Source organism: Ferruginibacter sp. SUN002 (assembly GCF_050611725.1).
In the GTDB taxonomy this organism is placed as follows: Bacteria; Bacteroidota; Bacteroidia; order Chitinophagales; family Chitinophagaceae; genus Ferruginibacter.
Genome location: NZ_JBODJB010000001.1, coordinates 2,487,103 through 2,510,416, shown reverse-complemented (window position 1 = coordinate 2,510,416; position 23,314 = coordinate 2,487,103). Strand labels below are relative to the sequence as shown.

At 36.4% G+C, this 23,314-nt stretch carries 27 protein-coding genes; 15 read left to right on the top strand and 12 right to left on the bottom strand.

Annotation, left to right across the window (positions count from 1 at the left end; genetic code table 11):
* Positions 1-50: 50 nt before the first annotated feature.
* Positions 51-536 carry a cytidine deaminase gene (locus tag ACQ33O_RS10885; protein WP_430995611.1) on the top strand — a complete coding sequence of 162 codons (486 nt, stop codon included), beginning with the start codon at positions 51-53 and terminating at the stop codon, positions 534-536.
* On the opposite strand, the gene ACQ33O_RS10880 is transcribed toward ACQ33O_RS10885, so the two are convergent.
* Positions 528-1,040: a methylated-DNA--[protein]-cysteine S-methyltransferase gene (locus ACQ33O_RS10880; RefSeq protein ID WP_430995610.1), complete on the bottom strand. Its 513-nt coding sequence runs from the start codon at positions 1,038-1,040 to the stop codon at positions 528-530. The genes ACQ33O_RS10885 and ACQ33O_RS10880 overlap by 9 nt on opposite strands.
* Before the next feature lie 68 nt (positions 1,041-1,108).
* Between ACQ33O_RS10880 and ACQ33O_RS10875 the strand changes: the two genes are divergently transcribed.
* Positions 1,109-1,399: an ArsR/SmtB family transcription factor gene (locus ACQ33O_RS10875; protein ID WP_430995609.1), complete on the top strand. Its 291-nt coding sequence runs from the start codon at positions 1,109-1,111 to the stop codon at positions 1,397-1,399.
* Here ACQ33O_RS10875 and ACQ33O_RS10870 read toward each other — a convergent pair.
* The 9 genes from ACQ33O_RS10870 to ACQ33O_RS10830 all read right to left on the bottom strand — a co-directional run bounded on the left by ACQ33O_RS10870 (position 1,396) and on the right by ACQ33O_RS10830 (position 11,932).
* Positions 1,396-1,701: a DUF952 domain-containing protein gene (locus ACQ33O_RS10870; protein ID WP_430995608.1), complete on the bottom strand. Its 306-nt coding sequence runs from the start codon at positions 1,699-1,701 to the stop codon at positions 1,396-1,398. The two genes, ACQ33O_RS10875 and ACQ33O_RS10870, sit on opposite strands and share 4 nt — an antisense overlap.
* Positions 1,698-2,567 (bottom strand): transglutaminase family protein, encoded by an 870-nt coding sequence (locus ACQ33O_RS10865; RefSeq protein ID WP_430995607.1) that lies wholly within the window; start codon positions 2,565-2,567, stop codon positions 1,698-1,700. Before ACQ33O_RS10865 ends, ACQ33O_RS10870 begins: the two co-directional genes overlap by 4 nt.
* Before the next feature lie 86 nt (positions 2,568-2,653).
* A complete protein-coding gene (locus ACQ33O_RS10860; RefSeq protein WP_430995606.1) occupies positions 2,654-3,196 on the bottom strand; it encodes a hypothetical protein in 543 nt (180 codons plus the stop codon).
* A gap of 93 nt (positions 3,197-3,289) precedes the next feature.
* Positions 3,290-4,606, bottom strand: coding sequence for a hypothetical protein (locus tag ACQ33O_RS10855; protein WP_430995605.1), 1,317 nt, complete (start codon positions 4,604-4,606; stop codon positions 3,290-3,292).
* 180 nt (positions 4,607-4,786) lie between these two features.
* Positions 4,787-5,929: a hypothetical protein gene (locus tag ACQ33O_RS10850; RefSeq protein WP_430995604.1), complete on the bottom strand. Its 1,143-nt coding sequence runs from the start codon at positions 5,927-5,929 to the stop codon at positions 4,787-4,789.
* 55 nt (positions 5,930-5,984) lie between these two features.
* Positions 5,985-6,395 carry a hypothetical protein gene (locus tag ACQ33O_RS10845; protein ID WP_430995603.1) on the bottom strand — a complete coding sequence of 137 codons (411 nt, stop codon included), beginning with the start codon at positions 6,393-6,395 and terminating at the stop codon, positions 5,985-5,987.
* Positions 6,396-6,901: 506 nt separating this feature from the next.
* Positions 6,902-7,792, bottom strand: coding sequence for a glycine-rich domain-containing protein (locus ACQ33O_RS10840; RefSeq protein ID WP_430995602.1), 891 nt, complete (start codon positions 7,790-7,792; stop codon positions 6,902-6,904).
* 309 nt (positions 7,793-8,101) lie between these two features.
* The gene (topA, locus tag ACQ33O_RS10835) at positions 8,102-10,648 is read right to left on the bottom strand and encodes a type I DNA topoisomerase (RefSeq protein ID WP_430995601.1); all 2,547 of its coding nucleotides are present in this window, start codon (positions 10,646-10,648) and stop codon (positions 8,102-8,104) included.
* 489 nt (positions 10,649-11,137) lie between these two features.
* Positions 11,138-11,932, bottom strand: a complete 795-nt coding sequence (locus ACQ33O_RS10830; RefSeq protein WP_430995600.1) for an alpha/beta hydrolase — start codon at positions 11,930-11,932, stop codon at positions 11,138-11,140.
* Between the two features lie 72 nt (positions 11,933-12,004).
* Here ACQ33O_RS10830 and ACQ33O_RS10825 point away from each other — a divergent pair, with 72 nt between their 5' ends.
* The 7 genes from ACQ33O_RS10825 (at position 12,005) to ACQ33O_RS10795 (ending at position 17,107) form a co-directional block, all read left to right on the top strand.
* A complete protein-coding gene (locus ACQ33O_RS10825) occupies positions 12,005-12,763 on the top strand; it encodes a Rossmann-like and DUF2520 domain-containing protein (RefSeq protein WP_430995599.1) in 759 nt (252 codons plus the stop codon).
* Between the two features lie 66 nt (positions 12,764-12,829).
* The gene (locus ACQ33O_RS10820) at positions 12,830-13,165 is read left to right on the top strand and encodes a 2Fe-2S iron-sulfur cluster-binding protein (protein ID WP_430995598.1); all 336 of its coding nucleotides are present in this window, start codon (positions 12,830-12,832) and stop codon (positions 13,163-13,165) included.
* A 142-nt stretch (positions 13,166-13,307) separates the two neighbouring features.
* Positions 13,308-13,547: a Fe-S cluster assembly protein IscX gene (iscX, locus tag ACQ33O_RS10815; RefSeq protein WP_430995597.1), complete on the top strand. Its 240-nt coding sequence runs from the start codon at positions 13,308-13,310 to the stop codon at positions 13,545-13,547.
* A gap of 105 nt (positions 13,548-13,652) precedes the next feature.
* Complete coding sequence (locus ACQ33O_RS10810) at positions 13,653-14,174, top strand: KdsC family phosphatase (RefSeq protein ID WP_430995596.1); 522 nt, start codon at positions 13,653-13,655, stop codon at positions 14,172-14,174.
* A gap of 55 nt (positions 14,175-14,229) precedes the next feature.
* Complete coding sequence (locus ACQ33O_RS10805; RefSeq protein ID WP_430995595.1) at positions 14,230-15,180, top strand: geranylgeranylglycerol-phosphate geranylgeranyltransferase; 951 nt, start codon at positions 14,230-14,232, stop codon at positions 15,178-15,180.
* A 3-nt stretch (positions 15,181-15,183) separates the two neighbouring features.
* Positions 15,184-15,747, top strand: coding sequence for a Maf family nucleotide pyrophosphatase (locus ACQ33O_RS10800; RefSeq protein ID WP_430995594.1), 564 nt, complete (start codon positions 15,184-15,186; stop codon positions 15,745-15,747).
* 100 nt (positions 15,748-15,847) lie between these two features.
* The gene (locus tag ACQ33O_RS10795; RefSeq protein ID WP_430995593.1) at positions 15,848-17,107 is read left to right on the top strand and encodes a DUF2851 family protein; all 1,260 of its coding nucleotides are present in this window, start codon (positions 15,848-15,850) and stop codon (positions 17,105-17,107) included.
* Positions 17,108-17,110: 3 nt separating this feature from the next.
* On the opposite strand, the gene ACQ33O_RS10790 is transcribed toward ACQ33O_RS10795, so the two are convergent.
* The gene (locus ACQ33O_RS10790; protein WP_430995592.1) at positions 17,111-17,515 is read right to left on the bottom strand and encodes an OsmC family protein; all 405 of its coding nucleotides are present in this window, start codon (positions 17,513-17,515) and stop codon (positions 17,111-17,113) included.
* Positions 17,516-17,657: 142 nt separating this feature from the next.
* On the opposite strand from ACQ33O_RS10790, the gene ACQ33O_RS10785 reads away from it, so the two are divergent.
* The 6 genes from ACQ33O_RS10785 to ACQ33O_RS10760 all read left to right on the top strand — a co-directional run bounded on the left by ACQ33O_RS10785 (position 17,658) and on the right by ACQ33O_RS10760 (position 22,331).
* Positions 17,658-18,443 (top strand): hypothetical protein, encoded by a 786-nt coding sequence (locus tag ACQ33O_RS10785; protein WP_430995591.1) that lies wholly within the window; start codon positions 17,658-17,660, stop codon positions 18,441-18,443.
* Between the two features lie 25 nt (positions 18,444-18,468).
* On the top strand, positions 18,469-19,398 hold the full coding sequence (lipA, locus tag ACQ33O_RS10780; RefSeq protein ID WP_430995590.1) for a lipoyl synthase: 930 nt from the start codon (positions 18,469-18,471) through the stop codon (positions 19,396-19,398).
* Positions 19,399-19,456: 58 nt separating this feature from the next.
* A complete protein-coding gene (locus tag ACQ33O_RS10775) occupies positions 19,457-20,206 on the top strand; it encodes a 4-hydroxy-tetrahydrodipicolinate reductase (RefSeq protein WP_430995589.1) in 750 nt (249 codons plus the stop codon).
* A 12-nt stretch (positions 20,207-20,218) separates the two neighbouring features.
* On the top strand, positions 20,219-21,388 hold the full coding sequence (locus ACQ33O_RS10770; protein ID WP_430995588.1) for a hypothetical protein: 1,170 nt from the start codon (positions 20,219-20,221) through the stop codon (positions 21,386-21,388).
* A 63-nt stretch (positions 21,389-21,451) separates the two neighbouring features.
* Positions 21,452-22,033 carry a hypothetical protein gene (locus ACQ33O_RS10765; RefSeq protein WP_430995587.1) on the top strand — a complete coding sequence of 194 codons (582 nt, stop codon included), beginning with the start codon at positions 21,452-21,454 and terminating at the stop codon, positions 22,031-22,033.
* A 163-nt stretch (positions 22,034-22,196) separates the two neighbouring features.
* Positions 22,197-22,331 carry a hypothetical protein gene (locus tag ACQ33O_RS10760; RefSeq protein WP_430995586.1) on the top strand — a complete coding sequence of 45 codons (135 nt, stop codon included), beginning with the start codon at positions 22,197-22,199 and terminating at the stop codon, positions 22,329-22,331.
* On the opposite strand, the gene ACQ33O_RS10755 is transcribed toward ACQ33O_RS10760, so the two are convergent.
* Positions 22,332-23,291: an ROK family protein gene (locus ACQ33O_RS10755; RefSeq protein WP_430995585.1), complete on the bottom strand. Its 960-nt coding sequence runs from the start codon at positions 23,289-23,291 to the stop codon at positions 22,332-22,334.
* Positions 23,292-23,314 lie beyond the last annotated feature (23 nt).

Sequence of the window (23,314 nt, the reverse complement as noted above, 5' to 3'; positions counted from 1 at the left end):
GTCCTCTCAACAGAAATGTTGAGAGGATTTTTTATCTAAATAAATTTTTCATGGAAAAGAAAGTAAATCAATTTGTGTTTGAAGTGTATGACTCTGAAGCACAACTTTCGAAGTCGGATGCAGCGCTTTTATTAAAAGCAAGAGAGATAACGAAAATTGCCTATGCGCCATATTCCAACTTTCATGTAAGCGCTGTCGCTAAACTTACAAATGGAGAAATAGTGACCGGAACAAATCAGGAGAATGCTTCTTATCCGGTAGGTATTTGTGCAGAAAGAGCATTACTCTCGGCATTGGGAACACTGTTTCCGAATGTAGCGATTGATACAATGGCCATTGCCTATCATAATATTAACGGTGAAAGTAACAAGCCTGTTTCGCCATGTGGTATGTGTAGACAAGCCTTGGTAGAATATGAGAATCGTACTAAAAGTCCGATGAGACTTATTTTAAGTGGAATGGACGGAGAGGTTTTTGTTATAGAACAGGCAAGTCAATTACTGCCATTGTCTTTCGGTGGTGATGATCTAAAATAAGGTCTGCAATCCGTTCTCAAATTTTCCTTCATGCTCCAGCAGCCATTTTTTACGCCACAGATCTCCGGCATATCCGGTTAACTCACCATTGCTGCCTATCACCCTGTGGCATGGAACAGCAATGGCTATATGGTTGCTTCCGTTTGCTGTACCAACTGCTCTTATTGCTTTAGGGTTGCCTATCTTTTTACTTAGATCCAAATAACTGATAGTATTTCCGTAAGGGATACTAGTAAGCTTTTGCCATACTTCTTTTTGAAAATCTGTACCTTTCTGATCTATTGGAAAATCAAACACTTTTCTTTTCCCTGAAAAATATTCATCTAACTGAGTAATGCACAACTTTAATACTTCAACATCTGAGGTATTGAGCTGAATTGTGGATTCATCTACCTTGTTTCCCTTTTCGGTATTGGTAAATAGTATCGCTGTAATTGAGGTGCCATCAGACCTTATTTCAAGTACACCTAGGGGAGAAGCGTAATATGTAGAATAATCTTGCATTGATGAATATAAAATTACTGAGATTTATTTTGACCTGTAAAAAAAATACAATTTCTTTACAGCTTTGAATGACTACTCATAAAAGCGATATTAAGTTTATTGAAAAGGCAATGAATGCCATTGCTGATCCGTGCAGGCTTTCTATTCTTCAGGAAATTCACGCCAAAGGTGAAATGTGCTGTAGTGATGTACAGAGCTTAACAGGATTGTCTCAACCAACCTGCTCTCACCACATCAAACTATTAAGTGAAAGTACGTTGATCGATTGTAAAAAGAAAGGCCGTAATCAGATCATTACTTTAAATAAAGATAATTTTAAAAGAGTGAGTGTCTTCCTCGAAAAATTCTCTATTGTTTAAAGCGCCTGTTCTATAGGTGTTACTTTAATAACTGCATCAATATTTAATTGTCCGTAGATATGAGGAAAATGTTCCTGAATAGAAGGTGATAACTCATATTTCAATTCAGCATCAAGCTTTGTCTCATCAATATAAAGTAGTAAAAGATTTGTCTTGTTTTTATAATACCTTTCCAGTACCCCTTTTAATTGTTCCATTGTGCAGGTATGTATAAAGCCTTCTATTGCCAGAGATGGAGATTCGTAAAATCCTTGTGCAACAGCACTTTGCCATTCGTCGTCGGTAACCACGTGATAGATCATTCTTCTAATAAATTTACAAGTAATAATAATTCATTCATTTTATAACGATTGCGGTCATTATCGAAACATTTACTAAGTTCTTCGAGTAAAAATTGAATGATGCGTTTATTACTCAATGGTTTAAAGTAAGATGTTGTAGGAGGTACGGATATTCTTTTGAAATAATTTTCAACATCTTTGTGCGAATATACTTGTCCGTTTAAAGGATCGATATAAAATAATATTTTTTCCGAATTGTGTGAGATCGGATTCATGATCTCATATTGCGGATCGAAATGCGCCAAAATGAACTGACGTGGAATATTAATGGCTTTTACGGGAATGTCTAACAAATCGCATAAAATAAGGTATACGATACCGTTACTGATGACATTCCCTTTTTTAGTTTCCAGTGTTTTGTTGATCAGAAAATCTTCAGGATGTGTGTAAGCGATCTCAATACCTTGTTGTTTATAATAATTGTAGAAGATGCTTGTAAAAACCGTTATTTGCTCGAGCGGCGTAAGATAGCGATTGAGCTCCAGCCAGATATTCCTACGCAATTTTTCTATCTCCTGCAATACAAGACTGGTCTGCATTTCAGGGTAATGGTATCTTGCTACTAATAAAGCGCCATCTAACAAATTGCAATCGCCGTTCTTCCAGTTCTCAAAATCTGCAGTAAGATCTTTAAAATGAAGTTTATGAATAAGGGATTCTATTCGTTCTTGTATTTCTTCGTTGCCTGTGTTTTCCCAAAGGTCTTCAAGGTTAGGAATGATGTCTTTCCCAAATGAGATCAGTTTGTCGCTTACGGTATTGTAGACTTCCTCATCGGGATCATCTATCAAATGAAATAAGGCCGATATTTCTTTGTTTTCTAACAAAAGGAATAATTTTAAATGAATTTCGTCAAACAACTTTGAATTATAAAGCAATAATTTTCCACCAATGTGATAAACTTTCTTTACCCTTAATCTTGGATCGTTCTGCCTTTCATTTCTCGTTCTTCCGTTTTTTCTTTCTTTAAAAGACTTGTTTTGATCTTAATGCCGGCATTGGCACCATCTGCTTGCACCTGAAATTTCTTTCCTTCGTATTCAACAATGGCAGTTTCTTTTAACCAGCTACTTATCTGTAAACGATATGGCTCGTCTGTTTTTGCATTTTTGGGTTTGCTGAATATAAGATGTTTATTATTGCCAAGTTCAAAGGATATACCAACAATATTATTTTTTACCACCGTACAAACACCGGGAGTGTTCTTTTTTAATTTGATGATCTGAGTATAATGCCCATTTTCAAATTTTACTTTTCCTGAACTTACTTTGGTCTCGTCGGTAGTTAATTCTCTTGTTAAAATAATATCACGATCAGCATAAAACTGAATTTTTTCCAATTGTTGGTGATTGTTTTCAACAGCTGTACGTATATCGCTTGTAAAATAGGTTTTGGCAGTATTGCACGATATCATTACCACGGAAATAGCCAATAGGCTCAGCATTGTTTTTTTCATATGAGTATATTGAAATTTATTTTATGTTGTAAAGATAAAGCAACTGCTTTTTCGCTTACAGGTTACAAGGCAAAACATTTACTAAGACCATGTTTATTTCTTTATTTGCCAATTCCATGAAAGATTGGATGTGCCGGAGGGGGGTGGGGTTGTATAATGTATTGTAATGGAAGTAGCATCTGCAGTTACATAGTTGATGCCGGCGGCATGCTCACTGGTGGCTAATACATTGAAATATGATGGAACGCTGTTTAGTTGGTGAGGGATTGTGTAAACAGTATCCAGGCCATTAGAAGATGTAATATAACTACCTGTTACCAATTCATTCTTTGATAAGTTAACCCACTCTGTACCATTGTATATTTTTAAATGATTGTCGCTAGTGTCAAAACTAAGTTGAGCTTTTTCAGGAGCCGTAACAGAATCAAGAGATGGTATCAGTGGAATGATCAGGCCTTGATTGGAAACTTTTGCAATAATATTTTCACTGCCTCTTGGTCCATACACAAAGTTGAATGTATTATTGGTAGATGGTAAACGTAATCTCAGATCGCCATTTGAAGTACCTCCGAATTTTTCAACCGAAATTTCACCATAAACAACATTGCCTCCTTCTTGTAAATTATTTCTTGCAGTGGTTCGTACACCACCTCCATCAATATCATCGCCTACCCAACTTACACCGCCCCAGCCATTACCTTTGCCCTCTACATCATAATAATTAATGCCTTTGTGTACCGACCATTCGCCAACCCAACATTCAACGATGCCGTTAAATTCAATAGCAGTCCCAAATTCATAAGGTAGGATCATGAAATCTCTAGCGGCACTTATATGATTATTGACCATATTTGAAACGCTTTTAGGATGTCTTAGTCTGAATACAGGAAGATTTGTTCCATCGGCCCAATGAGTTGGTGTGCAGGTATATGGCGAAATACTATCTTCAGCATCTTCATAGATATTTTTTACTCTATGGTTGATAGAAATAAAGGAATTAGTATCGCCGGGGATGTACACCGCAGAATCAATTTTAACGATCCCATTTACTCTTAAAGCAGAGCTATTGTCTTCAACAGCATTATTTACAAATAATGGTGTATGCGTTACAATATTGCCGTTACCATTAATGGTTAATCGAACACTTGAGTTGGTATAAAATGCCCAAAAAGATGTATCGGATAAATAGAATGATGTAGACAGTCCTTTGTTGGTTGTGCGGTTGATCGGTTCTATCAACACACTATTAAATAATGAGTGCAACGGTGTAATTTCCAGTGCATTCTCACCGTCGGCGATCATTACTTTGGGGGCCGGCTCATCGGCCGGACGAAATTGTGCTATGCTTTTATTGCAAAAAGAAAAGAGAAAAATTACAAGGGAATAAAAAAAGTGTACAGATGATCTCATAATCAGTTTTGGTTATTGGTGTATGACTGAAAAATGAGTTTAAAGTTTGATCGAGGTAAAATAAAAATCAAAAATAAGGTTTTATACATTATTGCTTTGGTATTTCTTTAATACTTATAAAATGAAATTGGGTACAAGCTAATACTTGCACCCAATTTTATTATAAATTATGATAACAATTTAATTGCCTTTTGCACCTTTAACTAATTCAGGTAGAAAATCATTGAACTCAACGGTTTCGCCTGTACTCAATTTTACTTTTCCAAAATAAGATTCGTCCCAATCATCATAATCAATAGTAATAATGGTTCCTGTTTTACCAATGTATTTGCTCTTAGTGTCATAATGTTTGTCGTAAGAATAGATATCTACGATCTTTATTTTATCGCCTTTCTTAAAGCCTATACCGCTTGCCGGTTCTTCCACAGGAGGAGGAGGGGGTGGTTTTGTTGTTTTTACAGTTTTTTGTCTGCTCTTTGCATTCTCTTCTCTATCATCGTTGTCATTGCCTTTTGAAGATTTAACACCTTTATATGCATCCAGCAAATTATTAAGTAATGTAATAAGTTCGGATGTGTTGAAATCTGTTGATTGAGAGAAAGTAACAGTTTTGTGATAAGAATCAGTATAGGTAGAGTACACACACTCTTTTGAACTGGTACATGGTATAACTACTTTTCTTTTGTAAGTGTCTTCATATGCAGTGCCTAAATATTTTATTTCTGATTTACTGTATTTACCCGACTTAAATCTATCATACAAATAGCCATCAATAATTTCGAGGTAACCATAATATCCATCATCGAAAGTTTTTAAAAATTTATTGATCTTGGCTAATTCAGTTGCATAGCTTCCTTTCGATTTTGTGTTTGATTCGGCAACTTCCTCATCATCATCTGAAGTAACCGGTATTTTTTCAGTAACATTTACCACTTCGTCGTTAATGTCAAATGTCAGATCGATGGTGTTGTTCACTTTCCAATTACCTGTTTTGGTATATTCAAAATCGAAACTGTAATTGTTTGCAAGGGTTCTTACTTCCCATGTGCCTTTGTATAAAGCCCACAACTCAGCTTTAACAGTATGGTTTCCTTTTGGAACCTTAACTGTTATGCTATTGGCTACTGATTGTAATTTTTGTGAACTTTCGCCGATCTTATCATCATCGCAATAAACTAATAGTTTAGATACGTGATCATATCCGCTTATGGTATTGATCGTTACAAACTTAAAAGTTACACTTACTTTTTGTTGGGCTTTAGCAAAAGCCGGTGCCAAGCAAATGCTAAGAAAGCTTAGGAGTACAAATATTGTTTTTTTCATTTTTCTTGATTTAACTGGTTGATGATTTCCATTAAGGGGTTATTATAAATTGGGTTTATTTAAGCGATTTTACAAATTTGTTTACTAAGCGTTCTATTTCTGTAAGATCTTTTACTGTTGAGCTAAAGAACCTGAAATGATCTGTATAATCGTTACTGAAATTTGAATAAAAGCATTTATTTTCTCCTTTACACTTTATTTTAATTTCGTCTTCGCCTAAAGTACTTCCTTTTAAAACGGTTGTATTTTGTTTAAGGTCTCTAATGCTTATACTTGATGTGTATATCTGAGTATAATACTGAAACTTGAAATTTACCATACTGTCTTTTACTTCAATATCTCTGTACGTTTCAGGATTAAAAACCTTAAGGTACGCATTTAATTTTTTTAATTCGGATTTATAAGATTGGCCAAACGAAACAAAATATAATACGATGCATGATAAAAGTAATATAGTTTTTTTCATGTTTGATAATTATTTTTTCTGTTCAATTCTATTTGATTTATAGCCGGGAGCTTATTTTAACTTTTGCTTCGTAAATTTAGCATTATTGAGTGGTTTACAGATACCCTGTAATGGGTATTTATTGCATATGCTATTTTTTGTAAGATGACTTTAGCTACAAGGCTATAAGCGGTATTGCTGCTACATGCCATCATGAAAAGGCTACTCAGTTTTATGTAAAAGATATTCTTTTTCTATGTATTTACAATTTTGTAGATTGTTTGCAGAAAAACCGAAGCAATATTTATAGTAGGCATCGAGATTATTGTTACTGCCAAAGATAAATATGTTAGAGACTATAGGGGCTTTGTTAACGCTACAGATAGTTTTTTATAGCCAATTTAGTACAAGACGGAGTGCTACAACTATGGGAACTGATGCGATTGTTTGTGATATGCCATGAGTTATAAACTCAGGAAAGCGTAGCTTTTATATTTGATGATAGAGATGTCATAAGTAGTAAAAAACTACCAGTGAATAATTACCCTGCCACCACGACCATAATAACCATAGCCGCCATCAGCACCACCGCCACCACCGGGGTTAACGGCATTTGTAGAAGCGTTCACATCTTTGTAAATTGGTGTACTGAACAATCTGTACCCACCTTTGCCGCCGGAATTAGGAGACATAGCAGCATCACCTCCGTTTCCGAAATAGGTGGTACTTGCAAATTCGGTAGCATTGATCTGGTTAAATGCATAGGTAGTAACCTGCCCGGGAGTTCCATAGTAGCCAATATAGTTTGTAAGACCGGATGCATTAAAACTACCCCCGGCCGGCGGGTTAAATGCTGCAGCCTGGCTACGTACACCGCCTTCACCACCCGTGGCAGTTAGTACAATAGCCCCGTACGTAACAGACGAAATTCCTCCTATTATTCCATTGGTGGTCTCTGTTCCGTAGTTACCACCGGCTCCAACAGTAATTGTTATTGAACTAGACGGGGTTACCACAAATTTACCGACAATATAACCAGCACCACTACCACCTGTACCAAATCCGCCACCACCTCCGCCGCCCCATACTTCTACATATACTTTAGTAACGCCGGCGGGTACTGTCCATGTATTGTTGCAATTTGACGCTCCTGCAGCACTAGCTATACCGGCACAATCAAAAAATCGTAAATTTTTATATTCAGAAAGATCGCCCCATGCAAGTGTATTGGTAGCATCTTTCATTAATACCTGATTAGCTGAACCGGCAGCACCACTTACTTTAATATCTCCATTTAAATTTATATTTCCGTTTACATCTAATTTTTCTTGGGGTGCAGGTACACCAATACCTACATTTTGTGCATTGGAATAAATACAAAATAAAAATGCAAATGCGGTAAGGCTAATTTTTTTCATGTGTGTAGTTTTAATAAAACTAGTTAAATAACTGCAGAAATCGTTACTCACCCGGAGATATATTCCGGGCAATGTCTCCGGCACGGTGCGTTGCGACAATTATAAAAGAGATAGTATTATTTGTAGGCCGCTACGTCCTCGGCTCAACTTAGGCCAGGGGGGGAGATGTTGCTGGGAATAAAAGCTCAATAACGGTATACCGTACAAGTGTGCGACGCAACGATGATGATCAAAGCTCCAATGCCGGTATCATACAAATAAAAAACCCACCAAAGGTGGGTTCTCAATATGCAGAGGTTTGTTTCAAAGCTATTTTTTCTTCGGGGCTGCTTTTTTAGTAGCCGCTTTTTTCTTGGCGGGGGCTTTTTTATCAAACGCTTTTGGGTCTTGTGCAACAATGATAGCTTTTACTTCATCTAAGCTAATTGTAACCAACTCATCAGCAGTATATTTTCCTTTCGGTAAACGCAGGCGTTTTTTATTGTACACCACTTCAGGTCCCCAACGGCCGTTCTCAATAGCGATCTTTTCTTCGGGCCATTGTTGAATGAAACGGTTGGCTTCTTTCACCAGTTTGGCTTCTATCAGTTGGTTGATATCGGCTTGCGTAAGGTTATCAAAATTATAACGGGCAGGTACATTAATGAACATATCGTTCCATTTAATGAACGGACCAAAACGGCCCTTGCCTTTTGTTACCGGCTTTTCATCGTACTGTGCCACCGGAGCATCTTCAATTCTTTTAGCTTGTATCAATTCTATTGCACGGTCAAGATCAACCGTAGAAGGCTCTACGCCTTTCGGAATAGACACAAACTGATCACCAAATTTTACATAAGGACCAAAGCGTCCAATGTTCACCGTTATTTCCTGTCCTTCAAACTCACCAAGGGGAGCACCGAGTTTAAACAACTCCAATGCCTCTTCCATCGTAATGGTTTCAATACTCTGTGTATTCTTAAGCTTCGCAAATTTTGGTTTCTCTTCATCACCCGTTGCCTGTGCACCTATCTGTACCATCGGGCCATAGCGACCCATACGTGCAATGATGGGTTTGCCATCTTCACTCACACCCAACACACGTTCGCCTACGGCACGTTCGGCAGTTTCAAGCGTATGCTCTACACCGGTATGAAAAGGACCGTAGAAATCTTTTACCATTTTGTTCCAAACAATTTTGCCTTCGGCAATATCATCAAACTCTTTTTCTATGTTGGCTGTAAAAGAATAATCCATTACATCTTTAAAATGCAGACTTAAAAAATCTGTTACCACCAAACCAAGATCGGTAGGGAAGAGCTTCGATTTTTCTGCACCTGTATTTTCCGAATCTGTAATTTTTTGAATGGTATCGTTCTTCAATTTTAGAATTCTAAAATCTCTTTTAACGCCTTCCTTATCTTTTTTCTCAACGTAAGTACGTTTGATAATGGTAGAAATAGTAGGTGCGTAGGTACTCGGACGGCCAATGCCCAATTCTTCCAACTTCTTTACCAGCGAGGCTTCCGTGTATCTTGCCGAGTGTTTGGTAAAGCGTTCGGTGGCGGTCATTTGGTTGAAATCGAGTGTTTGTCCCGGAGTTAAATTCGGTAAACGACTGTCATCGCCTTCTTCAGTATCTTCATCGTCGGTACTCTCCATGTAAACTTTTAAGAATCCGTCGAATTTAATAACCTCACCCGTAGCCGTTAGTTCTTCGTTATTGGTGCTGATATTTATTTTAGCGATTGTCTTTTCCAGTTCTGCATCACTCATTTGAGAGGCGATGGTACGTTTCCAGATCAGTTCATACAAACGAGCCAACTCAGGATCGTTCACGGTGCTGTTCTCCATATACGTAGGACGAATGGCTTCATGCGCCTCTTGTGCACCTTCGTTCTTGTTCTTATATTTTCTTACTTGTATATAATTATTACCATAACTTTTTGCGATCTCTGCTTTGATGGCATCCATGGCAGTTTCGCCAAGGTTTACACTATCAGTACGCATATACGTTATCTTACCGCTTTCGTATAGTTTTTGCGCAAGCAACATGGTTTTACTTACACCATAACCTAATTTTCTACTGGCTTCCTGTTGAAGTGTAGAAGTGGTGAAAGGTGCAGCGGGTGTACGTTTGCCGGGTTTAACCTGAATATCTTTTACAGTATATTTTGCGCCAACGCATGATTGTAAGAATTTCTCCGCATCATCTGCCTGACTGTATTTTGCACCTTCTGCTTTAAAAGAAACAGTTCTATTATTAATATCTGTTGCAGCCAAAGATGCTTCTACTTTAAAGCTGCTTACAGGAGTGAACTGGTTGATCTCTCTTTCTTTTTCAACTATTAATTTAACAGCTACGCTTTGTACACGGCCGGCACTTAGTCCGCCTTTCATGCCGATCTTTCTCCACAATACAGGGCTTAGTTCAAAACCTACAATTCTGTCCAACACTCTACGAGCTTGTTGAGCATCTACCAGGTTCATATCTATAGTACGTGGATTTTGTACTGCTTTTTGAATGGCAGGTTTTGTGATCTCATGGAACACAATGCGCTTGGTTGTTTTTGGATCTAATTTCAACACCTCAGCTAAATGCCAGCTGATACTTTCTCCCTCACGGTCCTCATCCGATGCCAACCAAACTTCATCGCTTTTTTTTGCAAGAGCTCTTAAGTCGGCTACAACTTTTGTTTTTTCGGGTGATATAATATATTTAGGGTTGAAGTTGTTTGCGATGTCGATACCCATATCATTTTTTTCCAGATCACGGATATGCCCAAAGCAACTTTTTACTTCAAAATCTTTTCCAAGAATTCCCTCGATCGTTTTTGCTTTCGCCGGACTTTCTACTATCAATAAATTTTTCGCCATATTTCCTCTTTGGTCAATGAATGGATATTGTTGTTTTCCTATTTTTTTTGGTCCGGGCTTCTGCAACTCCGGTCATCATTCTTGCGAACTGGTTCAATTATCCCTTTCTTTCAGTGAAAGAAAGGGATAATACCTCTTGTACGATTGTGCTAAATGCAACATACTCAAGGGTTTTAGCGGTTCTTATTGCATCAAACAGTAAGCTTGTTGCAAAGTAAAAACTACTGCAATATTAGTTTAAAATTGAAAAATCAAAATTTTTTATGAAAAATCGATCAGAATACTTTGAAAAAATAACTTGATGTAGAATTACAAATGTTGAGTTTACAGTAGTGCAAAAGCTTAATCGGAGTACAAACCCAAATTCGGAGCGTAATCGATTTCGGGCGGCTTTTTTGCATGCCCCGATTATTTCGGGGCTTACTTTTTTTCTGCAAAAAAAGTAAGATAAATGCACTAACTAAATAAAGAAATGCGCCAAAAGAAAAGTTATAAAAAATTAATTACCATTTCTCTTACTTCGTTGTCTTGGTAAATTTGATGATGCCCAAGTTCTTTGGTAATATGAAAAGTAATATTTTCAAATTGCTTTTCCTGTACCAGTTTCGCATCCGATAGGGGAGTAATGTCATCGTCTTCGTCATGTATCCATAAAACTTTTGCAGTAATATTTCTCATTGCTCTTTTTATTGAGAACCATTCTGTAGTTTGGTGGCTCATGTGTAGAACAATGCTATCCATTTCCGATCTGATCTCTTCATCTTTAATGCCCAATTTTTCAAGAAACTTATCCATTGTAGTACTGGTTTCGGTCAAAGGGGCTATTAAAGTAACTTTAGTGTTTTCATCGTGTGGCATATTTTCGAGTGCAAGGCTAAGGGCTAATCCGCCAAAAGAATGGGCAATATACATATCTACTGGGCCGAACTTAGCTACTGCTTTTTCGATCATATTCTTGTACTGAATAACATTTACCGTTTTACCTTGGCTTTTACCATGTGCAGGAGCATCAAAGGCGAGTACTTCGTAGCCTTTGTTCATCAATGATATAATGTACTTCTCAAATTTATAGGAGGCTGATGCAAAGCCGTGAATGATCATCACTTTTTTATTGGTGGATGATTGCTGCCAGCGATAGCCTTTTACTTTTCTTCCATGCGATAAGAATTTAACCGGTTTAGCCTGCAGGTAGATCAGCGGTTTGCTTACCACATTGGTAAAAAAGGGCGTACAAAATAATTTAAATGCCTCATGTGCGGCTTGCTTCTTGGAAAAAAAAGACACTATCTTAATTTTCTTCTGGTAGAAAGCAAGTATCAATCTTTGCCTTATCTTCATAAAAACAAAGATAATAAAATGCGGATAGTAATTATTGGCTCGGGAAATGTGGCAACTGTTTTGGGGAAAATCATTAAAAATGCCGGTCATGATATCATTCAGGTAATTGGCAGAAATATTGTTTATGCAGAAACTCTGGCGGCTACTTTGGGTTGTAAGTCGGGCTCGTATGATGTTCAGCCCGATACAACAGCCGATATGTATATTATTGCAATATCCGATACTGCTTTATATGATTTCCCCGTTGGGTTTAATTTCGGTAATAAGATAGTAGTACATACTGCAGGTTCGGTAAGTAAAAATGTACTGGAGAAACTTTCGGCTAATTACGGCGTATTATATCCGCTGCAAAGTTTACGCAAAGAAATGGATGTAATTCCTACGGTGCCTTTATTGATCGATGGTAATACTAAAGAAGTGATAAGGTATGTAACGGAATTTGCTCAAACTTTATCGCCGATCGTATCCTTTGCAGATGATGATCAACGAGTGCATTTGCACCTGGCTGCCGTGGTAGTATGCAACTTTACCAATCATTTGTATGCGTTAACCGAAGCATTTTGTAAAAAGGAAAGAGTGGATTTTACAATGTTGTATCCGATCATTGCTGAAACGGCTCTTCGGATAGAAAAAAAATCGGCCGGAGAATTACAGACCGGCCCTGCCATGAGGAACGATTTTGTAACCATTGACAAGCATCTTAAAATGCTGAATACCTATCCTGCACTTAGAAATATCTACCTAAAACTCACGGATAGTATCATTGAAAACAGTTGATAAGACAAACAACTTTTCATTAATTGGCAATTCTACAGTAGGTTTGCACTTCGAATTTTATAAAACATGTATAATATTACGTTTAATTTTGAGCAGAAGGGGGTGGCATCGGTTACATTGGAAGGTATAGAAGCCGGTCAGTCGATACTTGAGGTGGCATTAAAAAATGATATAGATCTTCATCATAACTGCGGCGGTGTTTGTGCTTGTAGTACTTGTCATTTATATGTAAATGCCGGGGAAGATTTTTTAGAAGAGCTGAGTGATAAGGAAGAAGATTTTATTGACAGAGCCATTAACCCACGCCTTAATTCCAGATTGGGTTGCCAGTGTGTGTTGCAAGATGGAGATGGAAATATTACAGTAACATTGCCGGATCAAACTCAATTTTTAGGAGAATAATATTGATGTGCTGATGTGCTAATTTGCTGATATGCTAATGAAGCCTTAGTACTTTTGTCAATCATTATAATTTTGTTATTAGTAAAACTATTTAAATCATAAAATTAGCACATCAGCATATCAACAAATCAGCACATTAGTTATGACCCACTTTGAACCACCCATTCACTGGAAAGACTACGAAGACATTGCCATGAAATTGTATGAAAGATTTGGCGATGATTTCGGTGAAGGAAAAATATATCGTATCCGTTTCACAGATCTGCATAAATGGATAATGGAGATACCTAATTTTGCAGGTAAGGCAGAGGAAAGTAATGAGGGGCATCTGGAAATGATTCAGAGTACCTGGGTGTATGAGTGGAGGGATAATCAAAAATGATGTGCTCATGTAACAATGTGCTGATATGCTAATGAAAAATGCATAGATCACAATGTTTAAAAGGGCCCATCATCAGCACATTAGCACATCTGCAAATTGAAACAAATGAACATCCTCGAACATTTCAAATCAATAAAAACTTTCATATTCGATGTAGACGGCGTATTGGCAACCGATACTTTATTGGTGCTTGAAGGCGGCGAGCTGGCTCGTAATATGAATAGTAAAGATGGTTATGCGTTGCAGTTAGCTGTAAAGAAAGGCTACAAAGTGGTGATCATTTCGGGTGGTTTATCCGAGGCCGTTAGGTTCAGGTTGAACAAACTTGGTATTACTGATGTTTTTCTAGGCGTTCATCAAAAGAAAGAAAAATTGCTGCAGTATGTAGCAGACAATAATTTACAATTGTCAGAAACTTTATATATGGGAGATGATATTCCCGATTACACTTGTATGCAATTAGTGGGATTGCCTTGTTGTCCGGCAGATGCTGTGGCAGAAATAAAAGATATATCTAAATACATTTCACCCATAGCAGGTGGTTCAGGTTGTGGCAGAGATGTAATAGAGAAAGTGTTGAAGCTGAACAATCACTGGGATCTGGATACAACAGTAGCTTCTCGATAATCTTTTAAGGATATTACTCATGCAATCTGTATTTTCGTAGCAGAGAACAATAAGCATGAAATTAGCAATCGCATTTTTTCGTTTGATCCGTTGGCCGAATCTGGCTTTTATTGTGCTTACACAAGTGCTTTTTTATTATTGTATAATCGTTCCCAGACTCCCTGCCGAATATTACTTATTATCCCATACCATCAACAGTTTTATTTTTGTGCTGATCGTTCTTGCCTCAGTATTGATCGCTGCAGGAGGGTATATCATCAATGATTATTTTGATATCAATATCGATCAGATCAATAAGCCCCAAAAAATGGTTGTTGAAAAGATCATCAACAGAAGGTGGGCTATTCTCTGGCATTTAATTGTAACCACTGCCGGCATAGCGATCAGTTTTTATGTTTCGCTTAAAACAAATTGGTTGGTACTTATTGCAAATATTATCTGTTCAATTTTACTTTGGTTTTATTCTACTACGTTCAAGAAAAAACTGTTAACAGGTAATATTATCATTTCTCTTTTAACTGCATGGACTGTACTGGTGCTTTATGTTGCAGCAGAGAACAAATATACTTTCGCAACTTTATTCAATACTTATTTCCCACAAATGCAAAGCATTTTTAAATATGCTATTTTGTATGGAGGCTTTGCTTTCATTATTTCGCTGGTCAGAGAAGTGATAAAAGATATGGAAGATATGGAAGGTGATGCTAAGTATGGTTGTACTACCATGCCTATTGTTTGGGGAGTGCCTTCATCAAAAGTATTTGTAGCTGTATGGCTGATCGTTTTAGCCGGAGCTCTGGCAGTTGTACAATTTTATGTGATACAATTGGGCTGGTGGATCAGCGCTGTATATTGTTTATTGATGGTGATCATTCCTTTGATATTTATTTATACAAAACTACGCACCGCACAAGTAGCTGCAGATTATCATAAACTCAGCAGTCTTATCAAAGTTGTAATGCTTACCGGAATTCTTTCTATGTTCTTTCTTAAAATCAATACGTAGTACATGATCATTTTAGCTTCACAATCGCCACGGAGAAAACAGTTGTTGGAATGGGCTGAAGTTTCTTTTGAAGTAATCGTAAAAGAAACAGATGAATCTTATCCGTCTGATCTTTCTGTTGAACAGGTTGCCATACATATTGCAAGAAATAAAGCATTGGCGGTTTTAGAAACCCTTGTGGTTTCTAAAACAATTTTAGCAGCCGATACTATTGTTGTTTTGAACAATGAAATAATCGGTAAACCTAAAGACAGGGAAGATGCTATTGATATTTTAAGCAGACTTTCGGGGCAAACACATAAAGTTGTAACAGGAGTAGTGATCATCTCAGGTAAAAAAGAAATTTTATTTTCAGATACAACCGAAGTGAGTTTTCATGAACTCACCAATGAACAAATAATTTTCTACGTAGATAAGTATAAACCTTACGACAAAGCCGGCGCCTACGCCATTCAGGAATGGATCGGTGTTGTAGGCATACAGTCCATCAAAGGCAATTTTTATAATGTGATGGGGCTACCTGTTAGCAGGGTGGTACAGGAGTTAGCCAATTTGAAGATTTGGTAATTTGCTGATCTCAATATTTAAAAGCTTCTACCTTACTAAAAGTTCTGCTATCTTCAAATCAACCATGCAACCTTTACTGTGATATTTCTATCAATTAATTATGACAGAAAGATTACTACAGTACATCTGGCAATTTCAATACTTCAATAAAAGTACTTTAACTACAAGCGATGATGAATCGTTAGAGATCATTCATCCGGGGACATTTAATACCAATCAGGGCCCTGATTTTTTAAATGCCAAGATTAAAATAAAAAATACTGTATGGGCAGGTAATATTGAACTACATATTAATACTTCAGATTGGGATAAGCACCATCATACAGGGGATGACAATTATAAAAATATTGTTTTGCATGTTGTATGGAATAATGATCAGGCATTGCCTCAACCTTTTCCTGTTGTAGCATTGCATGACAAAGTATCTAAGTTGTTGTTGAAAAAATACGACGAGTTGATGAAGGCCGATACTTTCATCGCTTGTGAAAAAAGTATTCATCTGATAGAGCCGATCGTTTGGAGTATATGGAAAGAGAGACTACTTGTGGAACGATTGCAACAGCGGTCAGCTATGATTCTTCAATATGCAGCACAACGCAATTTTCATTGGGAAGAAATTTTTTGGTGGTTGATAGCAAAGAACTTCGGGGTGAAAATTAATGCGGAGGCTTTCGAACAAATGGCTCGGTCAATACCGATCAATATATTGGCAAAAAATAAAGATCAGATACATCGAATAGAAGCGTTGTTATTTGGTCAGGCAGGGTTATTAAAAACCGAGTTTAACGAAAGTTATCCGACCATGTTGAAAAAGGAATATAACTTTCTTGCAAAAAAATACAAATTGGCTCCTTCAAATGTGCCTTTACATTTTTTAAGAATGCGACCTTCGAATTTTCCTACGGTTCGTTTAGCGCAACTGGCTATGCTTATACATAAAAGTAAACATCTGTTTTCGTTTGTAAAAGAAATGGGATCATATAAGCAGGTTGCTGCTTTACTCGATGTTACTGCCAACGATTATTGGCATTATCATTATCTCTTTGATGAAGTATCTTCTTACAAAGAAAAAAAGTTGGGTACACAGATGATGAATAATATTCTGATCAATACTATTGTGCCGATATTATTTACCTATGGACATTATCACAATGAATCTGTTTATAAAGACAAAGCTTTGCTTTGGTTAGAACAAATTGCAACAGAGAAAAATTCTATTACAGCCGGTTATATGGCATTGGGTGTAAGTAATAAAAATGCATTCGATTCTCAGGCACTCATTCAGTTAAAGAATGAATATTGCAACAAGAAGAAATGTTTGGAATGTACAATTGGAAATAAATTGCTGAAGATCGTATAACAATCACCACTTATACTCAATATTCAATTCAATATCCGGGTGCAAACTTTTTACCACAGGACAATGATCGGCAGTTCTTTGTAAAATGATACGATCTTTTTCATCTAAACCGAGTGCGGTCGGGAACGTTACCACTGCATCAATTTTGCCAATTCTACGAGGGTCGGCAACCATATGTTTTTTGACATCAACACTGGTATCCTTTAATTCAATGCCCATATCCGTAGCTTTTATAGCCATTGTAGTAAGCATACAAGTGCCTAGGGCAGTGCAAACCAGGTCGGTAGGAGAAAAACGCTCACCTTTACCACGATTATCAGTAGGGGCATCAGTTTCGATTGATGTACCACTTTGCAAATGCTTTGCAGAACATCTTAAATTTCCTTCATATTGAATGGTTGCCGTCATTGTACTATTTTTGCATAAATTTACAGAAGTAATACCAATTCAATTTGAGAAAAATTCGAAGTATTTTCGAAAATTAGAAATGGTAATACCGAACTAAACAGGACTTGAAATTGTAGAAGTCTAAACGGTACAAACAGCACCCATGCGTAAATTATTCTTATTTTTTCTTTTTGTTCTGCCTTGTATAGCGGCAATGTCGCAAAAGACAAAAAAAGAACGTAAAGAAGAAAGGCGTCAGCGAATCAATGCGTTGATCAAGCAAGATGAAGAAGGAGTGATTGCCTATCATAAGCATACCGTTTTTGGCTTTAAGCTAAACACGGATGGTTATGGAGCTTTTATTGAAGTTGGTAGGGCCAAGTCTGTAAAAAAAGCAACACTTTTTCAATTTGAGTTTTCTGAACGTCAACATCCAAAGGAAGAGAAATTGAGTAATGATCAACTTTCAACAGCTCCTTATGTGTACGCCAAAGAAAATTATGTATACAATCTTAAATTAGGAGTACAGCAGCAAATACTGCTAGGTAACAAGAGCAATAAAAACGGCGTTTCCGTTACAGGCAATTTTGGCGGAGGATTACAGTTGGGTCTTTTACGACCTTATTATGTGCAAGTGTTGGAAACATCGGCCACTACAAAATTTGTAAAATACGATTCACCGGATAGTTCAATATTCTTAGATTTTAACAGGATAATTGGTGGAGCAGATTTTGGGAAAGGCTGGGGTGAAATCAAAGTAAATCCGGGAGCTTATGTAAAAGGCGGTGTTAGATTCGATTATGGTAAATACAACGAAATGGTGAATGCAGTAGAAGTTGGATTAACAGCAGATTTTTACAGCAAGAAGTTGGCGCAGATGGTATATGTAAAACAAAAGCAGTTTTTCTTCAGTGCGTATGTTACCATTATGTTTGGTAGAAGAAAATAAACGATAATAATTAATAAAGAAAAGAATGATAGAATTACCTGTGGTAGATGGAGTGGTAGAGCAGAGACCTAAAAAGCCGGATTGGCTTAGAGTTAGGCTTCCGATTGGTGAGGAGTATAAGCACGTACGTAACTTAGTAGATACACATAAACTGCATACGATCTGTGAAAGTGGCAACTGTCCTAATATGGGAGAGTGTTGGGGCGAAGGCACGGCAACTTTTATGATATTGGGCAATATCTGTACACGTAGTTGCGGATTTTGTAATGTAGCTACCGGCAGACCGCTTCCTGTTGATTGGGATGAGCCGCAACGTGTTGCTGAAGCGATCAATTTAATGAAAGTAAAACATGCGGTTGTTACTTCGGTTGACAGAGATGAGATCAAAGATGGTGGTAGTATCATTTGGTATAATACTATCAAGGCGATCAAATCATTGAATCCGGATACTACTTTAGAAACATTGATTCCCGATTTTAAAGCTGAAGCAGAAAATATACAACGCATCATCGATGCAGCACCTGAAGTAGTATCGCACAATATTGAAACAGTTGAACGCTTAACAAAGCAAGTGCGTATTCAGGCAAAGTACTGGCGTAGCATGGAAACCCTGCGTATTTTAAAAGCAGGCGGTATGCGTACTAAAAGCGGTATCATGCTTGGTTTGGGTGAAACAAAAGAAGAAGTGGTACAAACACTGCATGACCTGAGAGATAGTAAAGTAGATGTAGTGACCATCGGTCAGTATTTACAACCAACAAAAAAGCATTTACCTGTACATCGGTTTGTACATCCAGATGAATTTAAAGAGCTACGTGAAATAGGTTATAATATTGGTTTTGATTATGTAGAAAGCGGCCCATTGGTTCGTTCATCTTATCATAGTGAAAAACATGTTATTCCGGGATGGGGAAGAGCAAAGTGGATAGACGAATGTAATACAACGAAATTGTAACCTTATTATACCTAACTCTAGCTGTTTTTAATTTTAATATTTATTAAACGCTAGAAAAATGAAAGTAGGACTTATTGGATTCGGTAAAACCGGCAAAGCTGTAGCTTCTGTAATAATGCAAAATAAAGAGTTTTGTCTTGAGTGGGTATTGAGGCAAAAAATAGCTTTAGATAAAAGAAATGTATCCGAATTTTTGGGTATTTCTTCAAATGAACCTGGGCTCATTTATTCGCTTGAAACTATTTCAATAGAAGAATTACTTGAGATTCATCCCGTTGACATCATTATAGATTTTTCTTCGAACACTGGAATTTATTCATATGGTAAAATAGCAAGTGCTAAAAACATAAAAATAATTTCCGCAATTTCTCATTATCAAACGGAAGAAATAAATTTTTTGAAAGAACTTTCAGAGACTAATGTGGTGTTTTGGTCTCCTAATATTACATTAGGCGTAAACTATTTGCTTTTTGCCGCCAAGTTTTTAAAAAAGATAGCCCCTTGGGTAGATATAGAAATTATTGAAGAGCATTTTAAGGGAAAAGACGGGGTGTCTGGCACGGCTATTAAAATAGCAGAAGCCTTGGATTTGAATAAATCTAGCATTAATTCTGTTAGAGCAGGAGGAATTGTAGGTAAGCATGAGTTGATATTTGGTTTCCCGTATCAAACAGTCAGATTGATTCATGAATCAATATCAAGGGAAGCATTTGGGAATGGAGTAATGTTTGTTGCACAAAACTTAACCGGAAAAAGAAATGGGTTGTATAATTTTGAAGACATTTTATTGCCTTATTTTAATAATTAACAATTTGAGTGAATGACCTTGATTATAATAATTACAGTATGCGCTTTGTTATTAGTTGCGTATTTTTTTGATATTATTTCTTACAAGACAAAGATTCCCGCTGTTATTTTCTTTTTAATTATTGGATATGTAGTTAGGCTTTTTAGCGGATTTTCAAATATAAATATTCCCAACCTTAGCCCCGTTTTACCTATTTTGGGGACTGTAGGATTGATATTAATCGTATTAGAAGGTTCGCTCGAACTAGAGCTTAATAAGTCGAGATTTCCATTGTTAATGAAAGCTTCTTTACTAGCATTACTTCCGATGCTTTTCTTGAGTTTTGGTTTAGCGTTATTGTTTCAATATTTTGGTAATTTATCTCTGAAAATTGCTTTGACAAATGCTATTCCTGTTGCAATAATCAGTAGTGCAATAGCTATTCCAAGTGCTAAAAATTTAGCAAAAAAAAGCAAATCATTTGTAACTTATGAGAGTAGTTTATCTGATATTTTCGGAGTCGTTTTTTTTAATTTTATTACTTTAAACGATAATATCGGGACAACAACAGTTTGGTATTTTTTGTTACAACTATTAATTATTTTGATTGTTTCATTTGTTGCAACTTTGATCCTAGCAATTTTTCTCAACAAAATCAAACATCATGTAAAATATGCGCCTATTATTTTAATGATAATTTTGATATATGCTATTTCAAAATTATATCATTTGCCCGCTTTAATCTTTATACTCTTATTTGGCTTATTTCTTGGTAATTTGGATGAACTCAGGAATTATACGTTCATTAAAAAACTGCACCCAATTTTTTTTGATAATGAGGTGAGGAAATTCAAAGACTTAACTACAGAAGTCGCTTTTGTTATTAGGGCATTATTTTTTTTATTATTTGGGTTTTTAATTGAAACTAAAGAAATTTTAAACTCGGAAACCATTCTTTGGGCAATTGCTATTACATTAGCCATATTCATATTGCGATGGATATTCTTAAAATTACTTAAGTTGAATGTTGATACATTGTTGTTTATTGCGCCAAGGGGTTTAATTACTGTTTTACTTTTTTTATCGATTCCGATATCTCAACAAACTAGTCTAATGAATAAATCCCTTATTATTCAGATAATATTACTAACGAGTATCTTAATGATGATTGGTTTAATGAAACAGAAAAAAGAAGTACTTTGAAAAAACTATAAACATATGCCAATTGATATTGTTTGTAAAGATGGATCAATAAATTAATTAGTTATGTATAAATTCAACCTAACTCTTTTCGTCGCTTTACTCTTTTCTTTTTGTACTAAAGCACAAAACAGTCCAACCATTTCTTCCGTTAAGTTTGGAGATTTGAAATTATTGTTTCCTATTGATTCTGTCAATAAATATCTTGATAACAAAATTACTTTAACACAGCTTAAAGGAGAGAATACTTCAGTATCTGATACTGTATATACAACCTATAAAGGGTTTACGGTAAGGCTTGTTATTAATAGCTATCTTGATTACATGTCTACAAAACTAACAACAGAACTTGCCAGTATATATTGTGATGACAGCAAGATCAAAACCAAGAGTGGAATAAAGATCGGGGATAATAAGTATGATCTGATCAAGAAATTAGAAGGTAGTTATCTCACCATTAACCCAAATCCAGATAAAAGAAAGGGTTATTCGATAGTAAGCTTATATGATGGTACCAGCGGATTTCAATTGATATTCTATTTTAAGGATAACGTATTGTACGCCATCGAATGCGATTCACAGGAATTCTTTGGTTGTAGTAAGTTTATAGATAATCCTGTAATTTTCAATCAAATGGACAATTGTTGAGTATTTTCCCTTCGGGAAAACGCTTGTGAAATTTGGTTAATACGTTTAAGAAATTGGTAATATCTACCAGATATTACGGATAATACTGATACAATAATTCAGAAAAAGCCCTCTTGTATAAGGGCTTTTGGCTATGTAGCTTTGTATTATAAAATTTAATCCTATGCAAACGAAAACTACACAACCCGGCTTATCTCTTCACAGCATAAAAAAAATTGCTGCTGACATTTTCAGAAACCTTTTCGAGTCTCCTGATAAAAGAGAGTTTCAACGATTGAAAGATTTTATTGCATCTTAATTACTGATTCCATACCAAAGCACTTGCACCTAATATCGCTGCGTCAGCTTCTTTCAGTTCACTGAAAATTAATTTCACTTTGTTTTGGAAGATGGGCAGCAAATTAGCTTCCATACTCTTTCTTGTTGGATTCATTAAAAGATTGCCGGCCTTGGTCAGTCCGCCAAATAATACGATGGCTTCGGGAGAAGAGAACATGATGAAATTTGCCAATGATTCACCAAGGATCTGTCCTGTAAATTCAAAAATATGATTCGCAATATTATCGCCTTGCATGGCACAGTTATATACCGTTTCGCTTGTGAGATCATTTATGGTGTAATCCCTAAGCAGACTTTCCTGCTCAGGATTTTCGGTTAAAAATTCGATCGCTGTTTCCCTCACACCAGTAGCAGAAGCATATGCTTCTAAACTTCCACGTATTCCCGTGCCTTTATGTAGTCTGCCTCCATGACGTATAACGGTGTGGCCTAACTCACCGGCAAATCCGTCGTGACCTAATAATATTTTTCCGTCTACGACAATACCACTGCCTACACCCGTACCTAACGTAATGGTAATAAAATGTTTCATTCCTTTTGCACAACCGTAGGTCATTTCTCCAACAGCAGCTGCATTTGCATCATTGGTAAGTTTAGTAGTAAGATCGAATTTTTTCGACATCAGATCAGCGATCGGAATGATTCCTTTCCATTTTAGATTCGGAGCAAATTCAATGGTGCCGGAATAAAAATTTGCGTTAGGGGCACCCATGCCAATACCAATGAAATGTTCAATACCACCAACTTCATTGATCATCGGCATTAGTTTGCTGTATAATTCATCAATAAAATCTTCCACGTTTTCGTGAACGTTGGATGGTATTCTATCTTGTTTCAGAATTTCTCCGGCTTTATTTACAATTCCAAATTTGGTAGTAGTACCGCCAATATCGATACCAACTGCATATTTTTTGCTCATCTTGTTTATTATATATGAATAAG

Excerpts from the sequence above, each read along its gene's own strand:
- ACQ33O_RS10870 (WP_430995608.1), bottom strand. The coding sequence starts at position 1,701 with ATGATCTATCACGTGGTTACCGACGACGAATGGCAAAGTGCTGTTGCA.
- ACQ33O_RS10810 (WP_430995596.1), top strand. The coding sequence starts at position 13,653 with ATGAACATCCTCGAACATTTCAAATCAATAAAAACTTTCATATTCGAT.
- ACQ33O_RS10790 (WP_430995592.1), bottom strand. The coding sequence starts at position 17,515 with ATGACGGCAACCATTCAATATGAAGGAAATTTAAGATGTTCTGCAAAG.
- topA (WP_430995601.1), bottom strand. The coding sequence starts at position 10,648 with ATGGCGAAAAATTTATTGATAGTAGAAAGTCCGGCGAAAGCAAAAACG.
- ACQ33O_RS10805 (WP_430995595.1), top strand. The coding sequence starts at position 14,230 with ATGAAATTAGCAATCGCATTTTTTCGTTTGATCCGTTGGCCGAATCTG.
- ACQ33O_RS10875 (WP_430995609.1), top strand. The coding sequence starts at position 1,109 with ATGACTACTCATAAAAGCGATATTAAGTTTATTGAAAAGGCAATGAAT.
- ACQ33O_RS10765 (WP_430995587.1), top strand. The coding sequence starts at position 21,452 with ATGTATAAATTCAACCTAACTCTTTTCGTCGCTTTACTCTTTTCTTTT.
- ACQ33O_RS10845 (WP_430995603.1), bottom strand. The coding sequence starts at position 6,395 with ATGAAAAAAACTATATTACTTTTATCATGCATCGTATTATATTTTGTT.
- ACQ33O_RS10840 (WP_430995602.1), bottom strand. The coding sequence starts at position 7,792 with ATGAAAAAAATTAGCCTTACCGCATTTGCATTTTTATTTTGTATTTAT.
- ACQ33O_RS10800 (WP_430995594.1), top strand. The coding sequence starts at position 15,184 with ATGATCATTTTAGCTTCACAATCGCCACGGAGAAAACAGTTGTTGGAA.
- ACQ33O_RS10795 (WP_430995593.1), top strand. The coding sequence starts at position 15,848 with ATGACAGAAAGATTACTACAGTACATCTGGCAATTTCAATACTTCAAT.
- iscX (WP_430995597.1), top strand. The coding sequence starts at position 13,308 with ATGACCCACTTTGAACCACCCATTCACTGGAAAGACTACGAAGACATT.
- ACQ33O_RS10825 (WP_430995599.1), top strand. The coding sequence starts at position 12,005 with ATGCGGATAGTAATTATTGGCTCGGGAAATGTGGCAACTGTTTTGGGG.
- ACQ33O_RS10880 (WP_430995610.1), bottom strand. The coding sequence starts at position 1,040 with ATGCAAGATTATTCTACATATTACGCTTCTCCCCTAGGTGTACTTGAA.
- ACQ33O_RS10785 (WP_430995591.1), top strand. The coding sequence starts at position 17,658 with ATGCGTAAATTATTCTTATTTTTTCTTTTTGTTCTGCCTTGTATAGCG.
- ACQ33O_RS10760 (WP_430995586.1), top strand. The coding sequence starts at position 22,197 with ATGCAAACGAAAACTACACAACCCGGCTTATCTCTTCACAGCATAAAA.
- ACQ33O_RS10820 (WP_430995598.1), top strand. The coding sequence starts at position 12,830 with ATGTATAATATTACGTTTAATTTTGAGCAGAAGGGGGTGGCATCGGTT.
- ACQ33O_RS10755 (WP_430995585.1), bottom strand. The coding sequence starts at position 23,291 with ATGAGCAAAAAATATGCAGTTGGTATCGATATTGGCGGTACTACTACC.
- ACQ33O_RS10855 (WP_430995605.1), bottom strand. The coding sequence starts at position 4,606 with ATGAGATCATCTGTACACTTTTTTTATTCCCTTGTAATTTTTCTCTTT.
- ACQ33O_RS10770 (WP_430995588.1), top strand. The coding sequence starts at position 20,219 with ATGACCTTGATTATAATAATTACAGTATGCGCTTTGTTATTAGTTGCG.
- ACQ33O_RS10850 (WP_430995604.1), bottom strand. The coding sequence starts at position 5,929 with ATGAAAAAAACAATATTTGTACTCCTAAGCTTTCTTAGCATTTGCTTG.
- lipA (WP_430995590.1), top strand. The coding sequence starts at position 18,469 with ATGATAGAATTACCTGTGGTAGATGGAGTGGTAGAGCAGAGACCTAAA.
- ACQ33O_RS10775 (WP_430995589.1), top strand. The coding sequence starts at position 19,457 with ATGAAAGTAGGACTTATTGGATTCGGTAAAACCGGCAAAGCTGTAGCT.
- ACQ33O_RS10885 (WP_430995611.1), top strand. The coding sequence starts at position 51 with ATGGAAAAGAAAGTAAATCAATTTGTGTTTGAAGTGTATGACTCTGAA.
- ACQ33O_RS10860 (WP_430995606.1), bottom strand. The coding sequence starts at position 3,196 with ATGAAAAAAACAATGCTGAGCCTATTGGCTATTTCCGTGGTAATGATA.